Source organism: Falsiroseomonas selenitidurans, assembly GCF_012103215.1.
Taxonomy (GTDB): domain Bacteria; phylum Pseudomonadota; class Alphaproteobacteria; order Acetobacterales; family Acetobacteraceae; genus Falsiroseomonas; species Falsiroseomonas selenitidurans.
This window is the reverse complement of the sequence record NZ_JAAVNE010000009.1, coordinates 81,499-100,745: the sequence shown is the minus strand read 5'-3', so window position 1 is coordinate 100,745 and position 19,247 is coordinate 81,499. Positions and strand designations below refer to the sequence as shown.

Genomic DNA, 19,247 nt, shown 5'->3' with positions numbered 1-19,247 from the left:
TTGGCGGATCAGATGCGCCTGCCGGCGACGGTTGGGAATGGCCTGGCTGGACAAACCGATGGCGGCCGCAGGCCGGCCCGGCCGCCTCGACCCCGGCGGGGGACTGCGCCATTCTTCCGCCATGCAGGATATTGACGTGGTGGTGGCCGGGGCCGGGGCGGCCGGCATGATGACGGCGCTGGCGGCGGCCCAGGCCGGGGCGCGCGTGGCGCTGCTGGAACGCGACCTGGCGGCGCCGACCACGCTGTCCGTCTCCGGAGGGCTGATCGCCGCGGCCGGCACGCGCTGGCAGGCCGCGGTGGGGGAGGCCGATTCGCCCGAGGCCTTCGCCGCCGATGTCCGCGCCAAATCCGGCGCGGCGGTGGACCCGGTGCTGCTGGCCACGGTGACGCAGGGCGCGGCGGCGGCGGTGGCATTCCTGGCGGATGTCGCGGGGTTGCCGCTTCACCTGCACACCACCTCCCGCTGGCCGGGCCATTCCGCCATGCGGCTGCACGCCACGCCGGCCGAAAGCGGCGCGGAATTGCAGGCGCTGCTGCGCGCGGCGGTGGCGGCGCAGGCGGGGATCGCGCTGCGCGACGGGGTGCGGGTGACGGGCCTGCTGCCCGGGCAGCGCGGCGTGACCACGGCGGCGGGTCCGGTGCCGGCGCGTGCCGTGGTGCTGGCCACCGGCGGCTTCGGCGGGGCGGCCCCGATGCTGGCGCGGTTCTGTCCCGAGGCCGCCGCGGCGGTGCATGTCGGCGGCGTGCATTGCGACGGGGCGGGCATCAGCTGGGCGGCGGCGCTGGGGGCGGGGCTGCTGTGCATGGACAGCTACCAGGGCCAGCCGCATGTCTCGCCGCATCGCTGGAACGGGGTGCGGCCGCGCTTCGGCGCCTCGCTGCCCTCGCTGGGTGCGGTGCTGGTGAACCGGCAGGGCCGGCGCTTCGTGGCGGAGGACATGGGGCCGTCCGAACTCACCGCGCATCTGCTGGCGCAGCCCGGCGGCGTGGCGGTGGAAGTGTGGGGGGCGGCGGCGCAGCAGGCGGCGCTCGCCGGCGGCCCGTTCCGCCGCGCGGTGGAACTCGGTGCCGTTGCGTGTTGCGCCGACCTGCCGGCGCTCGCCGCCCGCTTCGGCCTGCCGGCGGCGGCGCTGGCGGAGACCCTGGCCGGGCATGGCGCGCTGCCCGACCCCTTCGGCCGGCAGCGCTGGGGCGGCACGCTGGCGCCGCCCTTCTTCGCGGCGGAGGTGACGGGCGCGCTGGCGCACACCCAGGGTGGCGTGCGGGTGGATGCACAGGCGCGGGTGCTGCGGGAGGATGGCACGCCCATCCCCCACCTGTTCGCCGCCGGCGGCGTGGCCTGCGGCATTTCCGGCCATGGCGCCGCCGGCTACGTGCCGGGCAATGGCCTGGCGCAGTCCTTCGCGCTGGGCCTGCGCGCCGGCCAGGCGGCGGCGGGCTGAGTGCCTGCGGCGACCGCGCTGCGGCCGGGCGTGACGAACGCCTGGATACCGCCGTTATAGGCAATCACGATGCCGGTTCGAGCCTCTGCGCCGCCAGCGGCAGCGCCCCGGGCAATGCCGCGCCATGCCGCAGCAGGTCCAGCAGCGCCTCGGCCGCCGTCGCGCCGATCGCCGGCACGGCGAGTTCGTAGAATTTCGCGGCGAGTTCGGCATCGGAAAGCGGCGCGTCCGGGTCGCCCTTGCGGGTCGGCTGGTGGTGTTCCAGCACCCGCCCATCCACTAGTTCCAGGCGCAGATTGGCGGCGCGCCGGGCCGGATAATCCTGCGCCAGGGCGGGGTCCAGGCTGACGGTCACCTTCTCCATCATGGCGTGGATGCGGGGATTGGCCAGGTTCGCCGGCGCGAAGGCGGCCAGCCGGACTCCGCCGAGGACCAGCAGCGCGCCGGCGCAGTATTGCGCGCTGAAGCGGGCCTGCTGTTCCGTCGCCACCACCGGCCGGTCACAGACATCCTTGGTGGCGCTGTAGCCGCCGATATGCAGCGCGGCGACCTGTTCCGCGGTGAAGCCATGCCGGTCCTGCAACGCCGCCAGCCCGTCCAGCGCGGCGAAGATGTGGCCGCAGCAGCCGTGGTTCTTGAAGGTCATGCGGGTGATGGCGACCCACTCATCCAGCCCCGCCAGCGCCTTGTCCCATTGGCCGGCATCCGCGCTGGTGGCGGCGGCGAAGCCCACCGGGCCGTGCAGCACGTCCAGCGCCCCGGTCACGCCGGCCGAGGCGGCGAGCGCCGCCAGGGCGCCGGCTTCCGCCGCATGGCCGGGATGCAGCGGCTTGCTCATCCCCTCGCCGCGGAAGGCCTGTTGCAGCCCGCCCGCCATTGTCGCCGCGGTGGCCAGGGCATGGGCCATGCGGTGCGCATCGAGGCCCAGCACCACGCCGACGGCGGCGGCCGCGCCGAAGGTGCCGACGGTGCCGGTGGTGTGCCAGTAGCGGTAATGGCTGGGCTGCACCGCCAGGCCGATGCGGCAGGAGACCTCGTAGCCCGCGACCATGGCGCGCAGCAGCGTGTCCATGTCCGTGCCCCGGGCCTGGGCGGCGGCCAGCGCGGCGGGGATGGTGGGGCAGCCCGGGTGGTAGCCGGCGTCGCGGAAGATGTCGTCGAATTCCACGGTATGGCTTGCGGTGGCGTTCAGCAGCGCCGCGTGGCGCAGCGCGCCCGCCTGGCCGTCCACGTAGCAGATCGCCCTTCCGGTGCCGCGCTGGTCGGCCAGCACCCCGGCCATCAGGCTGGCGGGGGGCTGGGTGCAGCCGGGCAGCAGGGCGGCGAACCAGTCGATCAGCGCGCGTCGGGCATGGTGCGCCACCGCCGCCGGCAGCGGCCGGTCGCGCCAGCTGGCGGCGTGTTCGGCCAGGCGGATCAGCGGGTTTTCCATGGTGCGCGCTCCTGCATTCCCGGCGGGCAGGATAGGCGCAACGGGGCGCGGTGGCGAAGGCCCCGGCCGGGCGTTGCCCCGCCTGCCTATCCCGCCTGGGCCGCCAAGCGCCGGTAGCGTTCGCGCGCGGCTTCCAGGTGGCGGCGCATCGCGCCGCGGGCGGCTTCGGGGTCGCCTGCCGCGATCGCCGCCGCCACCAGGCGGTGCTCGCCGCGCACCTGGGCCAGGTATTGCTTCCGCTCCGCCTCGCTGCGCTCGACCAGGCCGAGCGCCCGGCGCGGGATGGCGTGGCGCCCCAGCACTTCCAGGAAGCGCAGGAAATGCGGGTTGCCAGTGGCCATGAAGATGGCGCGGTGCAGCGCGAAATCGGCCTCCGCGGCATCGCCGCCGGCGGCCACGGCGGCGTCGAACAGCGCCTCCGCCTCCTCGATCATCGCCAGGGCGGCGGCGCTGCGGCGTTCGGCGGCCAGGCCGGCGGCCTCCACCTCCAGCGCCAGGCGCAGTTCCAGCACCTGGATCACCTGCTGCAGCCCCTCCGCCTCGCTGGGCGTGAGGCGGAAGATGCCCTCCCCGGGGCGCTCGGTGACGAAGGCGCCGACACCCTGGCGCGTCACCACCAGCCCCTCCGCCCGCAGCGCGGCCACGGCTTCGCGCACCACGGTGCGGCTGACGCCGGCTTCCCGCATCAGATCCTGTTCGGTCGGCAGGCGGGCGCCGGGGGCCAGGCGGCCGCTGCGGATTTCCTCCGCCAGCCGGTGCACCAGGGCGCCGGTCAGGTTGGCGGAGGGGCGCAGCGGCGCCATCCCGATATCGCGGCGCATCATGGAACAGGCATCCGGCGGGGCAAATCCGTACGAGTCATCATATGACCTGATGACGCTAGGGGCTGCCCCGCCCCCCGTCAACGCATCCGCAGCGCCGTCAGGCCACGCCGGCCGCGGAAACGCCGGCTTCTTCTGCCGAGATCAGCCGCCCCTCGAACCACAGCGCGGCGGCAACGGCGGACATGGCGCGGCCGTCATGGCCGATGCCCGCCACCGGCACCAGGCGCCAGTTGCAGGCCACGCCGCGCCGCGCCGCCGCCGCCCGGCCTTCCGCCAGGTAGTTATGCGCCCGGGCGAAACGATGCGGCCCCTGGGCGAGGGCGGCCGGCGAGGATGGCAGGGAGGCGGCGTTGGTCTCCGTGTCCTGGTCGCCGGCCAGGATGGTCATCGGGAAGGCCAGCAGCCGCAGCAGGTCGGCCTCCGCCAGCCCGATGCCGCCCAGCCCCTCGGGGAAGGCCCGGTCCAGGGTGGGCAGGGTGTACCAGCCGGGATTGCCGATGGTGGCCGCTTCCAGCCAGTCATGCGGCTGGGTCGACATCAACCGGTGGCCGAACTGGCCGCCAGCGGAATGGCCGAACAGATGCGCCCGCGGGCGGGTGGTGACGCCGGCCGCCCGCAGCGCGGCGAAGACCCGGGCCGGGATGCCATAGGCCCAGGATTGGCGCGGCCTGGGCTGGCCGAGATCGTCCAGCACCAGCCCGTTGTTGTAGTGCTCGGCCTCCGGCCAGCCGGCCTTGCCGAAGGTCGGCGCGATGATGAGCAGCCCGTGCTTTTCCGCCGCCGGGATCCAGAAGTCCCGGTAGTCGTCGCCATTGCGCAGCATGCCGTGCTGCACGATCACCACCGGGTTTTCCGGCCGGTGGCCGGCGGGGCGATAGCCATGCAGGGTCAGCGGCCGTTCCAGGTCGCAGGCGGCATCCGCCCAGGGGATGGCGCTGCGACCGGTGGCGGAGAAGGCCTGCGCCAGCGGATTGAGGGGCGGGGTCATTCGGGCCGCACCTCCTGCGCCAGGGTCCGCTGGTCCATGCGGCCGGCATAGGCCAGGCCGCGCCGGAAGGCCCAGACCGCGCTCTCGAAATGGATCGGCACGACCGGGCCCTGTTCCAGCCCGATGCGCGAGGCCTCGCGCAACAGCCGGCCGCGCTCGGCATCGTCCATCGTCGTCACGGCGGTGACGGCGGCGGCGTCGAAGGCGGCGTTGGACCAGCCGGCATAGTTGCTGCCGCCGAGGCCGCGGGCGCGGTCCGTGCTGGTCATCCAGGTGCGGAAGAACAGCAGCGTCTCCTCCGCATTCGCTGCCCAGCCACCCATGGGGACGGAGAATTCGCGCCGCGCCCGGCGGCCGAAGTAGACGTTGGAGGGCATGGCATCCACCTCCGCCCGCACGCCGATGCGGTTGAGGTACTGGGCGATGGCCTGGATCACGCGGGCATCGTTCACGTAGCGGTTGTTGGTGGCGTGCAGCACCAGGCTGAAGCCCTGCGCATGGCCGGCCTCCGCCAGCAGGGTGCGGGCGCGGGCGGGGTCGTAGGGCAGCACGGGCAGGCCGGGGATGGTGCCGAACATGCCCTCCGGCAGGAACTGCGTCGCCGGCAGCGCCAGGCCATCCATCACCCGCTCCGCGATCGCCTTGCGGTCGATGGCCAGCGACAGCGCCTGGCGCACGCGGGGATCGCGCAGCGGGTTGGCCCCGGTGCCGCCATTGACGAAGGGTGCGGGCTCCCGCTGGTCGAGTTGCAGGAAGATCAGCCGCGTGGTCGGCGCCACCGCCAGGCGGATGGCCGGGTTGCTGCGCAGGCGCGGGATGTCGCCGGTGGAAGGCGCCTCCACGATGTCATGGTCCCCGGCCAGCAGCCCGGCGAGCCGCGGTCCCGCCGCCGTCACCGGCTGCAGCCGCACCGTGGCCCAATGCGGCTTCTCCCCCCAGTAGTCATCGTTGCGTGCCAGCTCCGTCACGCCGCTGCGGTCGAAGCGGCGCATCCGGAAGGGGCCGGTGCCGATGGCGGCGGCGCCGTCGTTGAACTGCGCCAGGGTCGGCCAGGGCTGGCCGGCGCCGGCGCATTTGTCCTCCAGGCTGAAGGCGATGGGCCGCGCCGGCACCAGCCCGGCGGGGATGATCCGCAGGCTGGCAATGTCTGCCGGCAGCAGCGGCTCCGGCTGCCGCGTGGCGATCACCACGCGGTGCGGCCCTTCCGCCTCCACCCGCGCCAGCCGGCGCACGATGGAGGAGTAGGAGACGGCCAGCTCCGTCTCGTTGTTCAGGATGCGGCAGAGGGAGAACACCACATCGGCCGAGGTGAAGTCCTGGCCATTGTGGAAGCGCACGCCCTGCCGCAGGTCGAACACCCAGGTGGTGTCGTCGCGCCGCGACCAGGCGGTGGCGAGGGAGGGCGTGGTCTTCAGCCGCGCATCCTGCTCCACCAGCGTCTCGAACACATGGTCGTGCAGGGTGGAGTTGGGGGCGGCGGCATAATGTTGCGGGTCGGCGGAGGTCGCCTCCGCCGAGGTCGCGATGCGCAGGGTCTGCGCCTGAGGCGCCCCCTGGAAGGCGCCGGTCGCCAGGGCCAGGCCGGCCGCGCCGGCCAACAGGATCCGCTTCATGCCGCATGGTCCTCCATCGGCGGCGATCATGCCGCCGATGCAGGGGTGGCGGAAGTCAGACCACCCGGAAGTTGCGGAACTGCCACGGATCGGTGGTGTCCACCGCCTCCGGGAACAGCACGCCGCGGCCTTCCAGCGGCGTCCAGTCCGCGTATTCGCCGACCACGTCGCCGAGGTAGGGGGCGCAGATCTCCAGCACCCGCGCATGGTCGATCTCGTCCGATTCCACCACGCCCCGGCGCGGGTTCTCCATCGCCCAGATCACGCCGGCCAGCACCGCCGCCGTGACCTGCAGCGAGGTGGCGTTGTTGTGCGGCGCGGCGCGCCGCGCCTCCCCGATCGTCAGGCGGGAGCCGTACCAGTAGGCGCCCTTGGCATGGCCCATCAGCAGCACGCCGAGCTCGTCCATGCCGTGGGTGATCTCATCGGTCATCAGCCGCTTCTCGGGCTGCATCTCCCAGTTCTTGCCGGCCAGCTCATGCACCGACAGCACCGCATCGTCGCAGGGGTGGTAGGCGTAGTGCGCGGTGGGGCGATAGACCACCGTGCCGTCGGCGTCGCGCAGCGTGTAGTAGTCGGCCAGCGAGATGCTCTCATTGTGGGTGATGAGGAAGCCGTGCATCGGCCCTTCCAGCGGCGTCCAGGTGCGCACGCGGGTGGAGGCGCCGGGGCGCATCAGGTAGATCGCGGCGTCGCAGCCGAAGCCGTGGCGGTGGCCATCCGGCGGCAATTCCTTCTCATGGCTGCCCCAGCCGAGTTCCGCCGGCTGGCAGCCTTCGCCCACGAAGCCATCGACCGACCAGGTGTTGACGAATTCGCCCGGCTTCTTCGGGCGGTCGGCCACCTGGGTGTCGCGCTCCGCGATGTGAATCACCTTCACCCCCAGCTTCGCCGCGATGCCGGCCCAGGCCGCGCGGTCGCTGGCCGGCGGCGGCGTGGCGACGGGCGCGCCGGTGTCGCGGGCGATGTCGAGCAGCGCCTGCTTGACGAAGTGGCTGACCAGCCCCGGGTTGGCGCCATGCGCGGTGATGCTGGTGGGGCCGCCGGCGAAGGCTGGGCGCAGCGCCACCGCTTCCTCCCGCATCGCATAGTTGGAGCGCTGGGAGGGGGTGAGGGAGGTGTCCGTGTAGCCGCCGGCCCAGGGCTCCACCACCGTGTCGAGATACAGCACGTCCAGCCGGTTGCAGAGCTTCATCAGCTCCACCGAGGAGACGTCCACCGACAGGTTCAGCAGGAAGTCGCCGCTCGACAGCAGCGGGGAGAGCAGGTCCGAGAAATTCTCGCGCGTCGCGGCCTGCAGGATGAAGCGGATGCCGTATTCGGCCGCCACCTCCCGGCCACGCTCCTCCGCCGTCACGATGGTGATGCGCTCCGCCGGCAGGTCGATATGGCGCAGGATCAGCGGCAGGACTCCCTGGCCGATCGAGCCGAAGCCCAGGATCACCAGGCGGCCGTCGAAGGCGACATGCTTCATTTCAAGGGCACTCCCGAACAAGGAAAGGGGCGCCGCAGGCTGCTACGGCCTGCGGCGCGGGTCACGCGACAAGATGGAGGCGGACCCTGCCATGTGGGCAGGGTCCGGCCCGGCGGCGTCAGGCGGCCAGCGCCACCCGGCCATAACCCGGGGTGTGCAGCAGCGGCGCATCGGCCACCTCCACCATCCCGGCGCGATCGAAGCCGTTGAAGGCGGTGCGCAGGCAGGCGCCATAGGCCCCGAGCTGGCCGATCTCGATCCAGTCGCCCTCCGCCACATCGGCCGGCAGCAGGAAGGGGCCTTCCATCCGGTCCGCCGTGTCGCAGGTGGGGCCGAAGAAGCTGAAGGGCACCGTCTCCACCGTGCTGGCGGAACCGGGCCGGATCAGCTTCACCGGAAACCGGAAGCCCGGCACGCCGGCATCGGACAGCGCGCCATAGACGCCGTCATTGATGAACAGCATGCCATCCCGCCGCGCCTGCACCTGCACGACGACGGAGGCGCCGCCGGCGACCAGCGCGCGGCCCGGCTCCGCCCACAGCTCCACCCCCGGCAGCGCCGCGGCGGCGAAGGCCGTGCGGATGGCCGCCATGAAGGCCGACAGCGGCGGCGGCACCACATCCGGATAGGCGACGGGGAAGCCCCCGCCGACATCCAGCACCTCCACCGCCACGCCGGCGTCCCGGATCACTTCGGCGGCCAGCGCGATGGCGCGGGCGTAGGCGCCCGGGTCCAGGCATTGCGAGCCGACATGGAAGGACACGCCCAGCCGGCCGGCATGCGGCCGCGCGGCGCGCAGCAGGGCGGCGGCTTCCGCCGGCTCCGCGCCGAACTTGCCGGACAGGTCGTAGGTCGCGTTGCCCTTCGGCAGGCCGAGCCGGATGATGAGGTTCAGGCCCCGGCCACCGGTCTCCGCCAGGATCTTGTCCAGCTCCGCCCGGCTGTCGAGCACGAAGTCGCGCACGCCATGCGCGCCATGGGCCTCGCGGATCGCGCCGCGCGCCTTGACCGGGTGCATGAAGTGGATCTCGGCCTCCGGGAACATGGTGCGGACCAGGCGGACCTCGCCGGCGGAGGCGCAGTCGAAGTGGCGGACGCCGCCCGCCCACAGGGCGCGCAGCATCGCCGGCTCCGGGTTGCACTTCACGGCATACATGACGGTGCCCGGGAAGGCGGCCAGGAAGCTCTCCGCCGCGCCGGCGACGGTGGCCGGGCGCAGGCAATGCAGCGGCGCCTCCGGCCGCAGCGCGGCCACCAGCCCGGCGACGTCGCGCGGCAGGTCCTGGGCGGGAGCCCGGCGGAGCGGCGCAACGGCGCCACGGAAACGGAGGTCGGTCATGGCAGCAACCCCTTCGGCGCTGGAGAGGTGGTTCCTCGCGTCCGATGACCGGAGGGCCGTATCGGACGCGTCTTCAAGAGACGCCCGCCGCCGCGCCACGATCCCGGGGGAGCGGGGGGCGCGGCGGCGGGAAAGAGGGAACCGGGGCTTCATGATCGTCGCACACCCGGGCACCGCGCGCGGCACGCCACCCGCCGGGGGCGGGGGGACGGGACGCGGGCGGCGGAAGCGCTGCCGCGCCACGCGCCTCGATCCCTCGGGATCGGGCAGGCGGGGAGGCGGCGCTTCGGGCGCGATGACGCGGTCAGTGCGGGAGGTTGGATCCCGGCTTCGCGCGGCGGCGATCAGGCGACACAGGCGGTTCCCTCGAACCTTCCGGCCCTTGCGGACCGGCGTGAACAAAGGACGCGTCCCGTCGTTGCTGTGCCCCCGGATCTGGCAGGGGGCTCGCGGCACGTGCGATGGCGTCGGGTCTCAGGACGAAGCGCCAGGCGCCTCGTCACGGCCGGATAAATAGCGGCGCCCCTGCGGGGATGCAAGAGGTTTTTCTGGCCCTTTGCAAAAACCCCGCGCGGGTCTGCCGGCCGATCTGCAAAGGCGCCGGAAGTCTTTCAGCCGCGGCAGAGATACTCCCAGGCCATGGTCGCCGCCGCCAGCGCGGTGATCTCCGCATGGTCGTAGGCCGGCGCCACCTCCACCACGTCCATGCCACGGAAATCCAGGCCACTGAGGCGCCGCAGCACCGCCTGGGCCTGCCAGCTTGCCAGCCCCCCCGGCTCCGGCGTGCCGGTGCCGGGGGCGAAGGCGGGGTCCAGCGCGTCGATGTCGAAGGAGAGATAGGCCGGCGCCGCCCCCAGCACCTGTCGCACCCGCGCCGCCACCGCCTCAGGCCCGGTGGCATGGAAATCCTGCGCGGTGACGATGGTGACCCCCTGGGCCAGCGTCCAGTCCCAGACCTCGCGCTGCACGGGAGAGCGGATGCCGAGTTGGATCATCCGCCCGGCGTCCACCAGCCCCTCCGTGATCGCGTGGTAGAAGACCGATCCATGCGCATAGGCCTGGCCGAAATTATCCGCCCAGGTGTCGACATGCGCATCGAAGACCAGCAGGCCGAGCGGCGCGCCGAGGCGCTTCCGCAGCGCCCGCAGCAGCGGCAACGTCACCCCATGCTCGCCACCCAGCGCCACCAGGTGTTCCAGCCCCGCCGCCTGCTGCTCGATCCGCGCCAGGCTGCCCGGGATGTCGCCCAGCGCCAGCGCGAATTCGCCGATGTCGGCGAGCTTCAGGGTGGCGGGGTCCACCCAGCTTTGCGGATGCGCGCCATCGACCAGCATGCGGGAGGCGGCGCGGATGGCGCGCGGCCCGTCGCGGGTGCCGGCGCGGTTGGTGGTGCCGATATCCAGCGGGATGCCGGCAAGGGCGATGGCGCCCGCCGGGTCGCTTCGCGTCACGCCCAGGAAGCCGGGCGGGGTGGCGTAGGTGGGGGTTCCGGCCATGCGCGCGGTCTCCTGCAATGCGGCGCCGCTTCCTGCCAGCCGGGCGGGGATGGACACAAGCGCCCCCGTGGCGGCAGGCTGGGCGAAATGACCAAGAAACCGGCCTCGGGGAAGGCAACGACGGAAGACGGCACGGCAGCCGTGCGCTCCGTTCTCATGGCGGTGCGGGTGCTGGAGGCGATGGCGTTGGCCGGCGGCCCGCTGCGCGTCTCCGACCTGGCGCGCCAATTGGCGGAACCGAAGGGGCGGGTGCACCGCCACCTGGTCACGCTGCGCCAGGCCGGGCTGGTGGCGCAGGAGGAGACGACGGAGCGCTACCACCTGACCTGGCGGATGTTCCAGATCGGCCAGGCGGCGGGGGAGCAGTTCGACCTGAAGCGGGTGGCGGAAGCCGCGATGCACCGGCTGCGCGACGCGGTCGGGCAATCCGTGCTGCTGGCCGTGCCGACGGGCGGGGACCCGCTGGTGGTGCATGCGCTGGAAGCGCCGAACAAGGTGCTGATCAGCGTGCAGCCGGGCAACCGGCCGGCGGCGCATTGCTCCGCCCAGGGCCGCGTCATGCTCGCCTTCGGCCCGCCCGATGCCCTGGCCCGCACCCTGGCCGGGCGGCTGGAGCCGCTGACGCCGCATTCCCTGACCGACGTGCCTTCCCTGCGGGCGCGGCTGGAGAAGGTGCGCGGCCGGATGTGGGAAACCGCACCGTCCGAGGCGCTGCTCGGCATCAACGTGCTGGCCGCGCCGATCTTCGCGGCCGGGGAGGTGCTGGTGGGCTCGCTCGGAATCGTGGGGTCCGTGCAATTCGTGCAGGACCCGCCGGCGCCCGCCATGCTGGCGGCACTGCAACAGGCGGCCGCCGAGATCAGCGCCCGCCTGGGTTCCGCCCGCTACCGCGATTCCGGCGGCACGAAGTCCCGCCAATAGCCCGGCCGGTCCGGCTGCACGCCGTAGCCGACCTGGCGATCGGCGGCGAGGCCGATGAGGTCCTCCACGCTGCCGCCGGTGCGCGCCAGATAGGCCTCGATCTCGGCCACCGCCGCCGCCGCGCGGGCGAAGCCGCCGGCCATCACGGCGCTGGTCATCTCCACCGCGCGCGCGCCGGCCAGCAGGAAGCGCACCACGTCCAGGCCGGATCGCGCGCCATTGGTGCCGAGCAGCGGGAAATCCGGCCCCAGCCGCTTGCGGCTCTGCGCCAGCCAGCGGCAGGTAAGCGCCAGGGACCAGGGGCCGCCGATGGCACCCGCCGTGCCGGTCATCGGCGCGCGGGTTTCCACATCCGGCACCAGGGCCATGAAGCGGCCCATGACGATCACCGCATCGGCGCCGCCCGCCTGCGCCGCGGCGGCCAGCGCCGCCACATCCTCGCTCTGCCCGGTCAGCTTGATCCAGAGCGGGATGGCGATGGCCTGGCGCAGCATGGCGGTGATCTCGCGTACCCGGTGCGCCGCGCGTTCCTGGATGATGGCGCCGGGCACCGCCTCGTCGCCATGCGGCGCGCCGATGTTCAGCTCCAGGATGCGGATGCCGGCGGCCTGGTACTGCCGCGCCAGCTCGCAGGCGACAGCCAGGTCCGCCAGTATGATGGAGCCGATGACGTATTGCCCGGCCTCCGCCGCCGCCCGGTCCTGCGCCGCGACCTCGGCAATCCAGTCCGCGCTGGCGGCCTGGTGCAGGCCGGACCGGCCGAACAGCATGGCATCCGGCGGCGGGGCGAAATCCCAGGGCAGGGGCCGCCACTGGCTGTCCAGCAGCAGATGGTCCGAGCCATCGAGCTGGCGCTTCGCCGCCGCGCTTTCGTTGATCGATTTCGCCACCACGGCGCCGGCGCCGCTGGCGCGCGCGGCCGCCAGCCCGCCCGCGGTCATCACATGGTCGCCGGAGCCGATGATGACCGGGTTGTTGAGCGTGACGCTGCCGATGCGGATGGACAGGTCAGGCATAGTCGGGCCGCGCCGGGGTGAAGACATCGAGGTTCAGTACCGGCTCCTCGCCCACCACCTCGCCATGGTGCAGGGCGTTGGGCGGCACCACCAGCAGCCCGCCGGCCGAAAGCCGGTGCACCATGCCCTCGACATGGAAGTCGATGGTGCCGGCCAGGATGTAGACGATCTGTTCGAAATGATGGCTGTGCGGCTTCGGCTCATGCCCCGGCATCAGCCGGTGCAGCGCGAGGGTGGCACCCGCGCCGGTGAAACCCTTGCGCTCCACCCCCGGGCGCACCGGCGTCCAGGGGATGGCGTTCCAGTCGATGGTCGGGATCGGCATCTCAGCGCCTCTCGATCTTGGCCGCGGTGATCACGCGGCCCCACAGCGCCGTCTCGTCCACCAGCAACTGGCGCATCGCCTCCGGCGTCGTCGGTGTCGGCACCACGGCCAGCGGCAGCAGCCGGTCGCGGATCTCGGGCAGCGCCAGCACGCGGCGCAACTCGGCGTTCAGCCGGTCCACCACCGGGCGGGGCGTGCCGCGTGGCGCGGCCATGCCGTTCCAGGTCATCACGGTGTAGTCCGGCAGCCCGCTTTCGGCGACGGTCGGCACCCCCGGCAGCACGTCGATCCGGCGCGGCGAGGTGACGGCGAGCGCCCGCAGCCGGCCGCCGGAAATCTGCCCCAGCGTCGTCGCCGCCACTTCCATGGCGCCGCCGATATCGCCGGTGGCCGTCGCGTTCAGCAGGTCCCCGGTGGTGCGGTAGGTGACGATCTCCACCGGCAGGTTGCCCATGGACTGGAACAGCGCCAGCGACAGATGCAGCGCCGTGCCGACGCTGACGGAGCCGAGGTTCACCTGCCCCGGCGTGGCGCGCGAGGCCGCCATCAGGTCCTGCAGGCTGCGATAGGGCGCATTCGCCCCGGTGACGATGATGTGCGGGAAGCTGGCGATCTGGCTGACGAACTCGAAATCATTGATCGGGTGATAGGGCAGGGTGCTGAACAGGTGCGGCGCCGTCGCGGCGGTGGCCGTCACCAGCAGCAGGGTGTGGCCATCGGGCGCCGCGCGCGCCACCGTCTCGGTTGCCACGATGCCGCCGGCGGAGGGGCGGTTCTCGACCACCACGGGCTGGCCCAGGCCCTCCGACAGCTTCTGCCCGACGAGGCGCGCCGTCATGTCGCCGACGCCGCCGGCGCCGAAGCCGACGATCCAGCGGATCGGGCGGTTGGGATAGGCGCCCTGGGCCCAGGCCGGCAGGGCGGCGCAGGCCAGCAGGGCGGCAAGCAGGATGCGTTTCATGACGTGGCTCCCAGGAATTGTCGGCTGCGGCCGATCTTGCGTTTCAGGAAGTCCCAGCGAAGGCCGAGATTCGCCGGGTCGAGGAGGAAGCGCCTGGACTGCGCCGCCGCCTGCGGGTCGAGGCGCTGCAACGGCCCGGCCGCGGCGGCGCGCAGCTGCACATCGGCGGCCCATTCCAGCACCGTCATGCCGATGCAGGCTTCCGCCACATTGGCGCCGACCACCAGCGCGCCGTGGTTCTTCAGCAGCAGGCCGCGCCGTGGCCCGAGCGCGGCGGCGATGGCATCGCCCTCCGCCGTGTCCAGCACGATGCCGTGGAATTCGTCGAACAGCGCGATGTCGTCGGCGAAGATGGCGCCGGTCTGGGTGATCGGCTCCAGCGTCATCCCGGCGCAGCCCAGCGCCACGCCGGCCTTGCCATGGGTGTGGATGATGCAGGCCACATCCGGCCGCGCGCGGTAGATGCGGGTGTGGATGTGCAGCGTGGGGTTCACGCGGCCCTCGCCACGCAGGGTGCGCAGGTCGAAATCCGCCTCGATCAGCCCCTCTGCCCGCACCTCGTCGAAGCCCACCCCCCAGCGATGCGACCAGAAGCGGTCGGCGCCGGGCAGGCGGGCGGTCAGGTGGCCGGCGATGCCGCTCGCCTGCCCATCCGCGTCCAGGATGTGGTAGGCGTGCAGCAGGTCGTGCTTCAGCGCGGCCTCGGCGTCGGTCACTGCTTCTGCACCCCGGCCAGCTGCGCCATGTGGCCCCAGGCCGCGACCTCGCGCGGGATCATGGCACCGAGTTCCTCGGGCGAGCTGGCTTCCGGCAGGCCGCCGAGCTCGATCAGCCTGGCGCGGATTTCCGGCACGGCCAGCGCCCGGCGGATGGCGCGGTTCATCGCCTCCACCTGCGGCCTTGGCGTGCCGGCGGGAAAGACGATGGCGTTCCAGGACCGCACCAGATAGTCCGGCATGCCGCTCTCGGCGCTGGTCGGCACGTTGGGCAGGCTGGGGAAGCGGGTCGGCGCGGTCACCGCCAGCAGCTTCACCGCGCCGGAGAGCACATGCGGCATCAGCGGGGCCAGCAATTCGCCGGCCACCTGGATCTCGCCATTGGACAGCGACAGGATCAGCTCGGGCGAGGAGCGGTAGGTGACGGTGGTCATGTCCACCTGCGCCATGGCGCGGAACAGCTCCACGCCCAGGTGCTGCGCGTTGCCGACCGCGATGGAGCCGATGTTGAGCTGCCCGGGCCGCGCCTTGGCCAGCGCCACCAATTCGGTCAGGGAGGCCACCGGCAGGCGCGGGTTCACCGCGATGACATGGTCGTACCAGACCATGCGGCCGACCGGCGTGAAGTCCCTGGTCACGTCGAAGGGCATGGCGCGGTAGAAGGCGGGGGCGGCCATGTTGCTGGTGGTCAGCAGGTACATGGTGTGGCCGTCCGGCGCGGCGCGGGCTACCGCCTCGCCGCTGATCAGCCCGCCGGCGCCGGGGCGGTTGTCCACCACGATGGGCTGGCCGATTTCCGCCTGCATGTGCGGCGTCAGCATCCGCACGGTGATGTCCCCGGCGCCGCCCGCGGCGAAGCCGAGCACGAAGCGCACCGGGCGCGTGAACAGCGCCTGGGCGCGGGCGATGGCCGGCATGGCCAGGCCCGGGGCGCTGGCGAGCAGCGCGCGACGTCCGATCATTGTTGTTCTGTTTCCTCCCCGAAGCGATCGTTCAGGTGGCGGAACCGTAGCCCCCGCCGCCCGGCGTTTCCATCAGCACCTCATCCTCCGCGGCCATCGCCATCTTCTGCGACTTGTTCACCGCCTGGCCGTTCACCAGGAAGCGCCCGGGCTGGCCGCCCGCCCCGCCTTCCAGCCCCTCGGGCCCCAGATCCGTGCGGCTGGCCACCACGTTGAGCAGCCAGGGGTCCCGCGTGCGCATCCGGAAGCCGATGAGCTGGCCGTCGCCGCCACGCTGCCGCCCGGCGCCGCCCGATCCCCGGCGCAGTTCCTTGCGGGTGAAGACGATGGGCATGGCGGCTTCCAGCACCTCCACCGGCACGGCGGCGACGCCGGTGGGGTAGCAGGTGGCGGAAAGCCCCGGCTTGTCGCGCCGCGCGCCCATGCCGCCCGAATAGTTGAACATGGAGGAGGTGAAGGGCCGCCCATCCGCCTCCCGCCCCTGGATCTGGATGGTCCAGACGGCGCCGGAGCCTTCCGCCAGCACCCGGTCCGGCATCACCTGGTGCAGCGCCTTCAGCACCGGCATCGGCACATACATGCCCACCACATGCCGCGCATTCACCGGCGCCGGGTAGCGGCAGTTCACGATGGAGCCTTCCGGCGCCACCACGCGCACCGGCAGCAGGCTGCCGAAATTGTTCGGCAGGTCCGGGTCCAGGCAGGCGCGCACGGCGAAGTTGGCGTAGGCGGCGGTGTAGTTCAGCACGACGTTGATGCCGATTGGCGCTTCCGGGCTGCTGCCGGTGAAGTCGATGGTCAGCTCCCCGGCATCGGCATCCACGGTGACCGCCGCCTTCAGCGTGATGTGGGCGCCGCCGGGCACGTCGAAGATGCTCTCGCCGTGATAGGTGCCGGGGCGCAGCTTGCGGATGCTGGCGCGCGTCGCCTGTTCCGAGCGCTGCAGGATGGCTTCGGCCAGCTCCTGGATGTCGTCCAGGCCGGTGCGGTCGCACAGCGCGTTCAGCCGCTCCGCCCCCACCCGCCCGGCGGCGACCTGCGCGGCCAAATCGCCGGAGACGTGTTCCGGCGTGCGCACGTTGCGGCGGATGATGGCGTGCAGCAGCGCGTTGGGCTGCCCCTTTTCGTAGAGCTTCGCAAGGGGGATCCAGAGGCCCTCCTCATGCACGTCGCGCGCCCCCGCGCCGACGCCGTAGCCGCCGATATCGGTGTGGTGGATGGTGCTGCCGAAGAAGCCGATGCAGCGGTCGCGCCGGAACACCGGCGTCATCACCGTGATGTCGAAGAAATGGCCCGCGCTCAGCCAGGGGTCGTTGGTGATCAGCACGTCGCCGGGATGCAGCGAGTCCGGCGGGAATTCGCGGACGAAATGCTGGCCGGCGGCGGCCAGGCTGTTGATGTGGCCCGGCGTGCCGGTGACGGCCTGCGCCACCATGCGCCCCTGCCGGTCGAACAGGGCGGTGGCCAGGTCCCCGGCCTCCCGCACGATCGGGCTGAAGGCGATGCGCTGCAGCGCGCGCGCCTGTTCGGTGACGGTGGCGATCAGGTTCGACCACTGGATCTCCAGGGCGATGCCATCCAGCTGCGTCATGCCGCGCGCTCCGCCACCACCGCGCCGGTGGCGTGCACGCAGGCGGTCCAGCCGCGCAGCACCACCAGCGTGGTTTCCCTCTCCTCGATGATCGCCGGGCCGGCGATGCGCTGGCCCACGGCCAGCGTGGCGCGGTCGAAGACCGGCACCTCCGGCCCCGCCGCCTCCACCGCCACGCGGCGATGCGTGCGGGGTGCCGCGGGCACGCCGCCGGTGGCGGGGGGCGGGCTGGCCTCGGGGATGGGGCCGCGCGCCGCCAGCCGCCAGGTCACCACCTCCAGCGGCACATCCGGCAGGGTCAGGCCGTACAACGCCTGGTAGGCGGCCTCGAAGGCCGCGCGCAGGGCGGGGGCGTCGCCGGCTGCCAGCACGGCCAGCGGCAGGTCCGCCGTCACCTCGTTCTGCTGGCCGCGGTAGCGGCAATCCACCGCCAGCTCCAGCATCGCCTCCGCCGCCCGCACCCCGGCTTCCGCCAGCGCGGCGCGGCCCTCCGTCTCCATGCCCTGCACCAAAGCGCGCGTCGCGGCCCAGTCCAGCGCAGCGAGCGGCGCGAGGGCGGAGCGCACCAGGTCGAGCCGCACCGGGCTGACCAGCGTGCCGAAGGCGGACAGCACGCTGGCCATCGGGGGGAAGACCAGGCGCGAGCATTCCAGCAGCTCCGCCACCCGGCAGGCATGCACCGGGCCGGCGCCGCCGAAGGCCAGCATCGGCAGGCCGCGCCAGTCGAGGCCGCGGTCCGTGGCATGGGCGCGGGCGGCGCCGGCCATCTGCTCGCACACCACCTCGAAGACGCCGCGCGCCGTGGTGACGGCATCGGTGCCGAGCTGGGCGCCGAGGGCACCCAGCGCGGCCTCCGCGCCGGCGCGGTCCAGCTTCATGTCGCCGCCCAGGAAGCGGTCGGCATCCAGCAGGCCGAGCACCACATCGGCATCCGTCACCGTGGGCTGGGTGCCGCCGCGGCCGTAGCAGACCGGCCCGGGCTCCGACCCCGCGCTGCGCGGGCCGACCTTCAGCAGGCCGAGCGTGTCGACGCGCGCGATGGAGCCGCCGCCGGCGCCGATCTCGATCATGTCGACGGCCGGGATGGTGATGGGAAAGCCGCTGCCGGGCTTGAAGCGGTAGCGGCGATCGACCTCGAATTCCCCGGCCACCAGCGGGCGGCCGCCCTCGATCAGGCAGGCCTTGGCGGTGGTGCCGCCCATGTCGAAGGACAGCAGCCGCGGCAGGTCCAGCACGGCGGAGAAATGCGCCGCCGCCAGCGCCCCCGCCGCCGGGCCGCTTTCGATCATCCGCACCGGGAAGCCGCCGGCCACCCGGGTGCCCACCACGCCGCCATTGGACAGCATGATGAGCGGCCGGTTGGGAAAGCCGCGCCGCGCCAGCTCCGCCTCTAGCGCCGCCAGATAGGGGGCGACGATGGGCTGGGTGTAGGCGTTCATCACCGTGGTGGAGGCGCGCGGATACTCGCGGATCTGCGGCGATACCTCCGACGACAGCGTCACCGCCATCCCTGGCGCCGCCGCCAGGATCGCGGTCCGCGCCGCCTGTTCATTGGCGCCGTTGCGATAGGCGTTCAGCAGGCAGATGCCCACCGCCTGCACGCCATCCGCCTGCATCCGCCGGGCGAGCGCCGAGGCTTCCGCCGCATCCACCGGCTTCGCCACGCTGCCATCGGCGTGGGTGCGTTCATCCAGCGTGTAGACCAGCGCATCGGGCACCAGCGGATCGGGGAATTCGATCTGCGGGTCGAACATGTCGTAGCGGTGCTCGTTGCGGATGCTGAGCACGTCCCGGAAGCCCCGGGTCGCCAGCAGGGCGGTGGGCGGGCCGCGGCGCTCGATCACCGCATTGGTCACCAGGGTGGTGGCGTGGACCGTCACCGCCGTGACCGCCGCCGGGCCGATGCCGGCGCGGTCCAGCGCCAGCTCGACGGCGCGGAAGAAGCCTTCCAGCAGGTTGCGGTGGGTGGTCAGCGTCTTGTCGGTGACGGAAGCGCCGCCTTCGTGGCGCAGCACGACATCGGTGAAGGTGCCGCCGATGTCCACGGCCAGGGCAAAGCCCGAGGTGGCGGTCACGGCGCGTGCCGCCGCGGTGCGCACATCATCCGGCACGGCGTTTCCTTCCCTTGATCCTGCAAGATGCGTG

At 72.8% G+C, this 19,247-nt stretch carries 16 protein-coding genes; 2 read left to right on the top strand and 14 right to left on the bottom strand.

The annotated features are described in order from the left end of the window. Positions 1-121 precede the first annotated feature (121 nt). Entirely contained in the window at positions 122-1,444 is a 1,323-nt protein-coding gene (locus tag HEQ75_RS07995; RefSeq protein ID WP_168029044.1) for an FAD-dependent oxidoreductase, read from the top strand. Positions 1,445-1,508: 64 nt separating this feature from the next. Here HEQ75_RS07995 and HEQ75_RS07990 read toward each other — a convergent pair whose 3' ends face one another. From HEQ75_RS07990 to speB, 7 genes are all read right to left on the bottom strand, one after another. Further along, a complete protein-coding gene (locus tag HEQ75_RS07990; protein ID WP_168029042.1) occupies positions 1,509-2,876 on the bottom strand; it encodes an MmgE/PrpD family protein in 1,368 nt (455 codons plus the stop codon). A gap of 86 nt (positions 2,877-2,962) precedes the next feature. Continuing rightward, entirely contained in the window at positions 2,963-3,700 is a 738-nt protein-coding gene (locus HEQ75_RS07985) for a FadR/GntR family transcriptional regulator (protein WP_209318407.1), read from the bottom strand. A 97-nt stretch (positions 3,701-3,797) separates the two neighbouring features. After that, positions 3,798-4,688 (bottom strand): alpha/beta hydrolase, encoded by an 891-nt coding sequence (locus HEQ75_RS07980; RefSeq protein WP_168029040.1) that lies wholly within the window; start codon positions 4,686-4,688, stop codon positions 3,798-3,800. Further along, the gene (locus HEQ75_RS07975; protein ID WP_168029038.1) at positions 4,685-6,301 is read right to left on the bottom strand and encodes an ABC transporter substrate-binding protein; all 1,617 of its coding nucleotides are present in this window, start codon (positions 6,299-6,301) and stop codon (positions 4,685-4,687) included. The genes HEQ75_RS07980 and HEQ75_RS07975 overlap by 4 nt, the downstream gene beginning before the upstream one ends. A 55-nt stretch (positions 6,302-6,356) precedes the next feature. Next, a complete protein-coding gene (locus HEQ75_RS07970; protein ID WP_168029036.1) occupies positions 6,357-7,775 on the bottom strand; it encodes a homospermidine synthase in 1,419 nt (472 codons plus the stop codon). Between the two features lie 118 nt (positions 7,776-7,893). Then, positions 7,894-9,114, bottom strand: a complete 1,221-nt coding sequence (locus HEQ75_RS07965) for a type III PLP-dependent enzyme domain-containing protein (RefSeq protein WP_168029034.1) — start codon at positions 9,112-9,114, stop codon at positions 7,894-7,896. Between the two features lie 611 nt (positions 9,115-9,725). Beyond that, positions 9,726-10,610: an agmatinase gene (gene speB / locus HEQ75_RS07960; protein WP_168029032.1), complete on the bottom strand. Its 885-nt coding sequence runs from the start codon at positions 10,608-10,610 to the stop codon at positions 9,726-9,728. A gap of 87 nt (positions 10,611-10,697) precedes the next feature. On the opposite strand from speB, the gene HEQ75_RS07955 reads away from it, so the two are divergent. Beyond that, positions 10,698-11,531, top strand: coding sequence for an IclR family transcriptional regulator (locus HEQ75_RS07955; RefSeq protein WP_168029030.1), 834 nt, complete (start codon positions 10,698-10,700; stop codon positions 11,529-11,531). Here HEQ75_RS07955 and HEQ75_RS07950 read toward each other — a convergent pair. From HEQ75_RS07950 to HEQ75_RS07920, 7 genes are read right to left on the bottom strand one after another with little or no spacing between them, the layout of a single operon-like run. Then, on the bottom strand, positions 11,495-12,547 hold the full coding sequence (locus HEQ75_RS07950; protein WP_168029028.1) for a beta/alpha barrel domain-containing protein: 1,053 nt from the start codon (positions 12,545-12,547) through the stop codon (positions 11,495-11,497). The genes HEQ75_RS07955 and HEQ75_RS07950 overlap by 37 nt on opposite strands. After that, on the bottom strand, positions 12,540-12,872 hold the full coding sequence (locus tag HEQ75_RS07945; protein WP_168029026.1) for a cupin domain-containing protein: 333 nt from the start codon (positions 12,870-12,872) through the stop codon (positions 12,540-12,542). Before HEQ75_RS07945 ends, HEQ75_RS07950 begins: the two co-directional genes overlap by 8 nt. A gap of 1 nt (position 12,873) precedes the next feature. Continuing rightward, on the bottom strand, positions 12,874-13,833 hold the full coding sequence (locus HEQ75_RS07940) for a Bug family tripartite tricarboxylate transporter substrate binding protein (protein ID WP_168029024.1): 960 nt from the start codon (positions 13,831-13,833) through the stop codon (positions 12,874-12,876). Then, positions 13,830-14,549 (bottom strand): class II aldolase/adducin family protein, encoded by a 720-nt coding sequence (locus HEQ75_RS07935; protein WP_168029022.1) that lies wholly within the window; start codon positions 14,547-14,549, stop codon positions 13,830-13,832. The genes HEQ75_RS07940 and HEQ75_RS07935 overlap by 4 nt, the downstream gene beginning before the upstream one ends. Continuing rightward, positions 14,546-15,511, bottom strand: coding sequence for a Bug family tripartite tricarboxylate transporter substrate binding protein (locus HEQ75_RS07930; RefSeq protein ID WP_168029020.1), 966 nt, complete (start codon positions 15,509-15,511; stop codon positions 14,546-14,548). Before HEQ75_RS07930 ends, HEQ75_RS07935 begins: the two co-directional genes overlap by 4 nt. Positions 15,512-15,542: 31 nt before the next feature. Further along, positions 15,543-17,102 (bottom strand): hydantoinase B/oxoprolinase family protein, encoded by a 1,560-nt coding sequence (locus HEQ75_RS07925; protein WP_168029018.1) that lies wholly within the window; start codon positions 17,100-17,102, stop codon positions 15,543-15,545. Further along, positions 17,099-19,213, bottom strand: a complete 2,115-nt coding sequence (locus HEQ75_RS07920) for a hydantoinase/oxoprolinase family protein (RefSeq protein WP_209318406.1) — start codon at positions 19,211-19,213, stop codon at positions 17,099-17,101. Before HEQ75_RS07920 ends, HEQ75_RS07925 begins: the two co-directional genes overlap by 4 nt. Between the last annotated feature and the right edge of the window lie 34 nt (positions 19,214-19,247).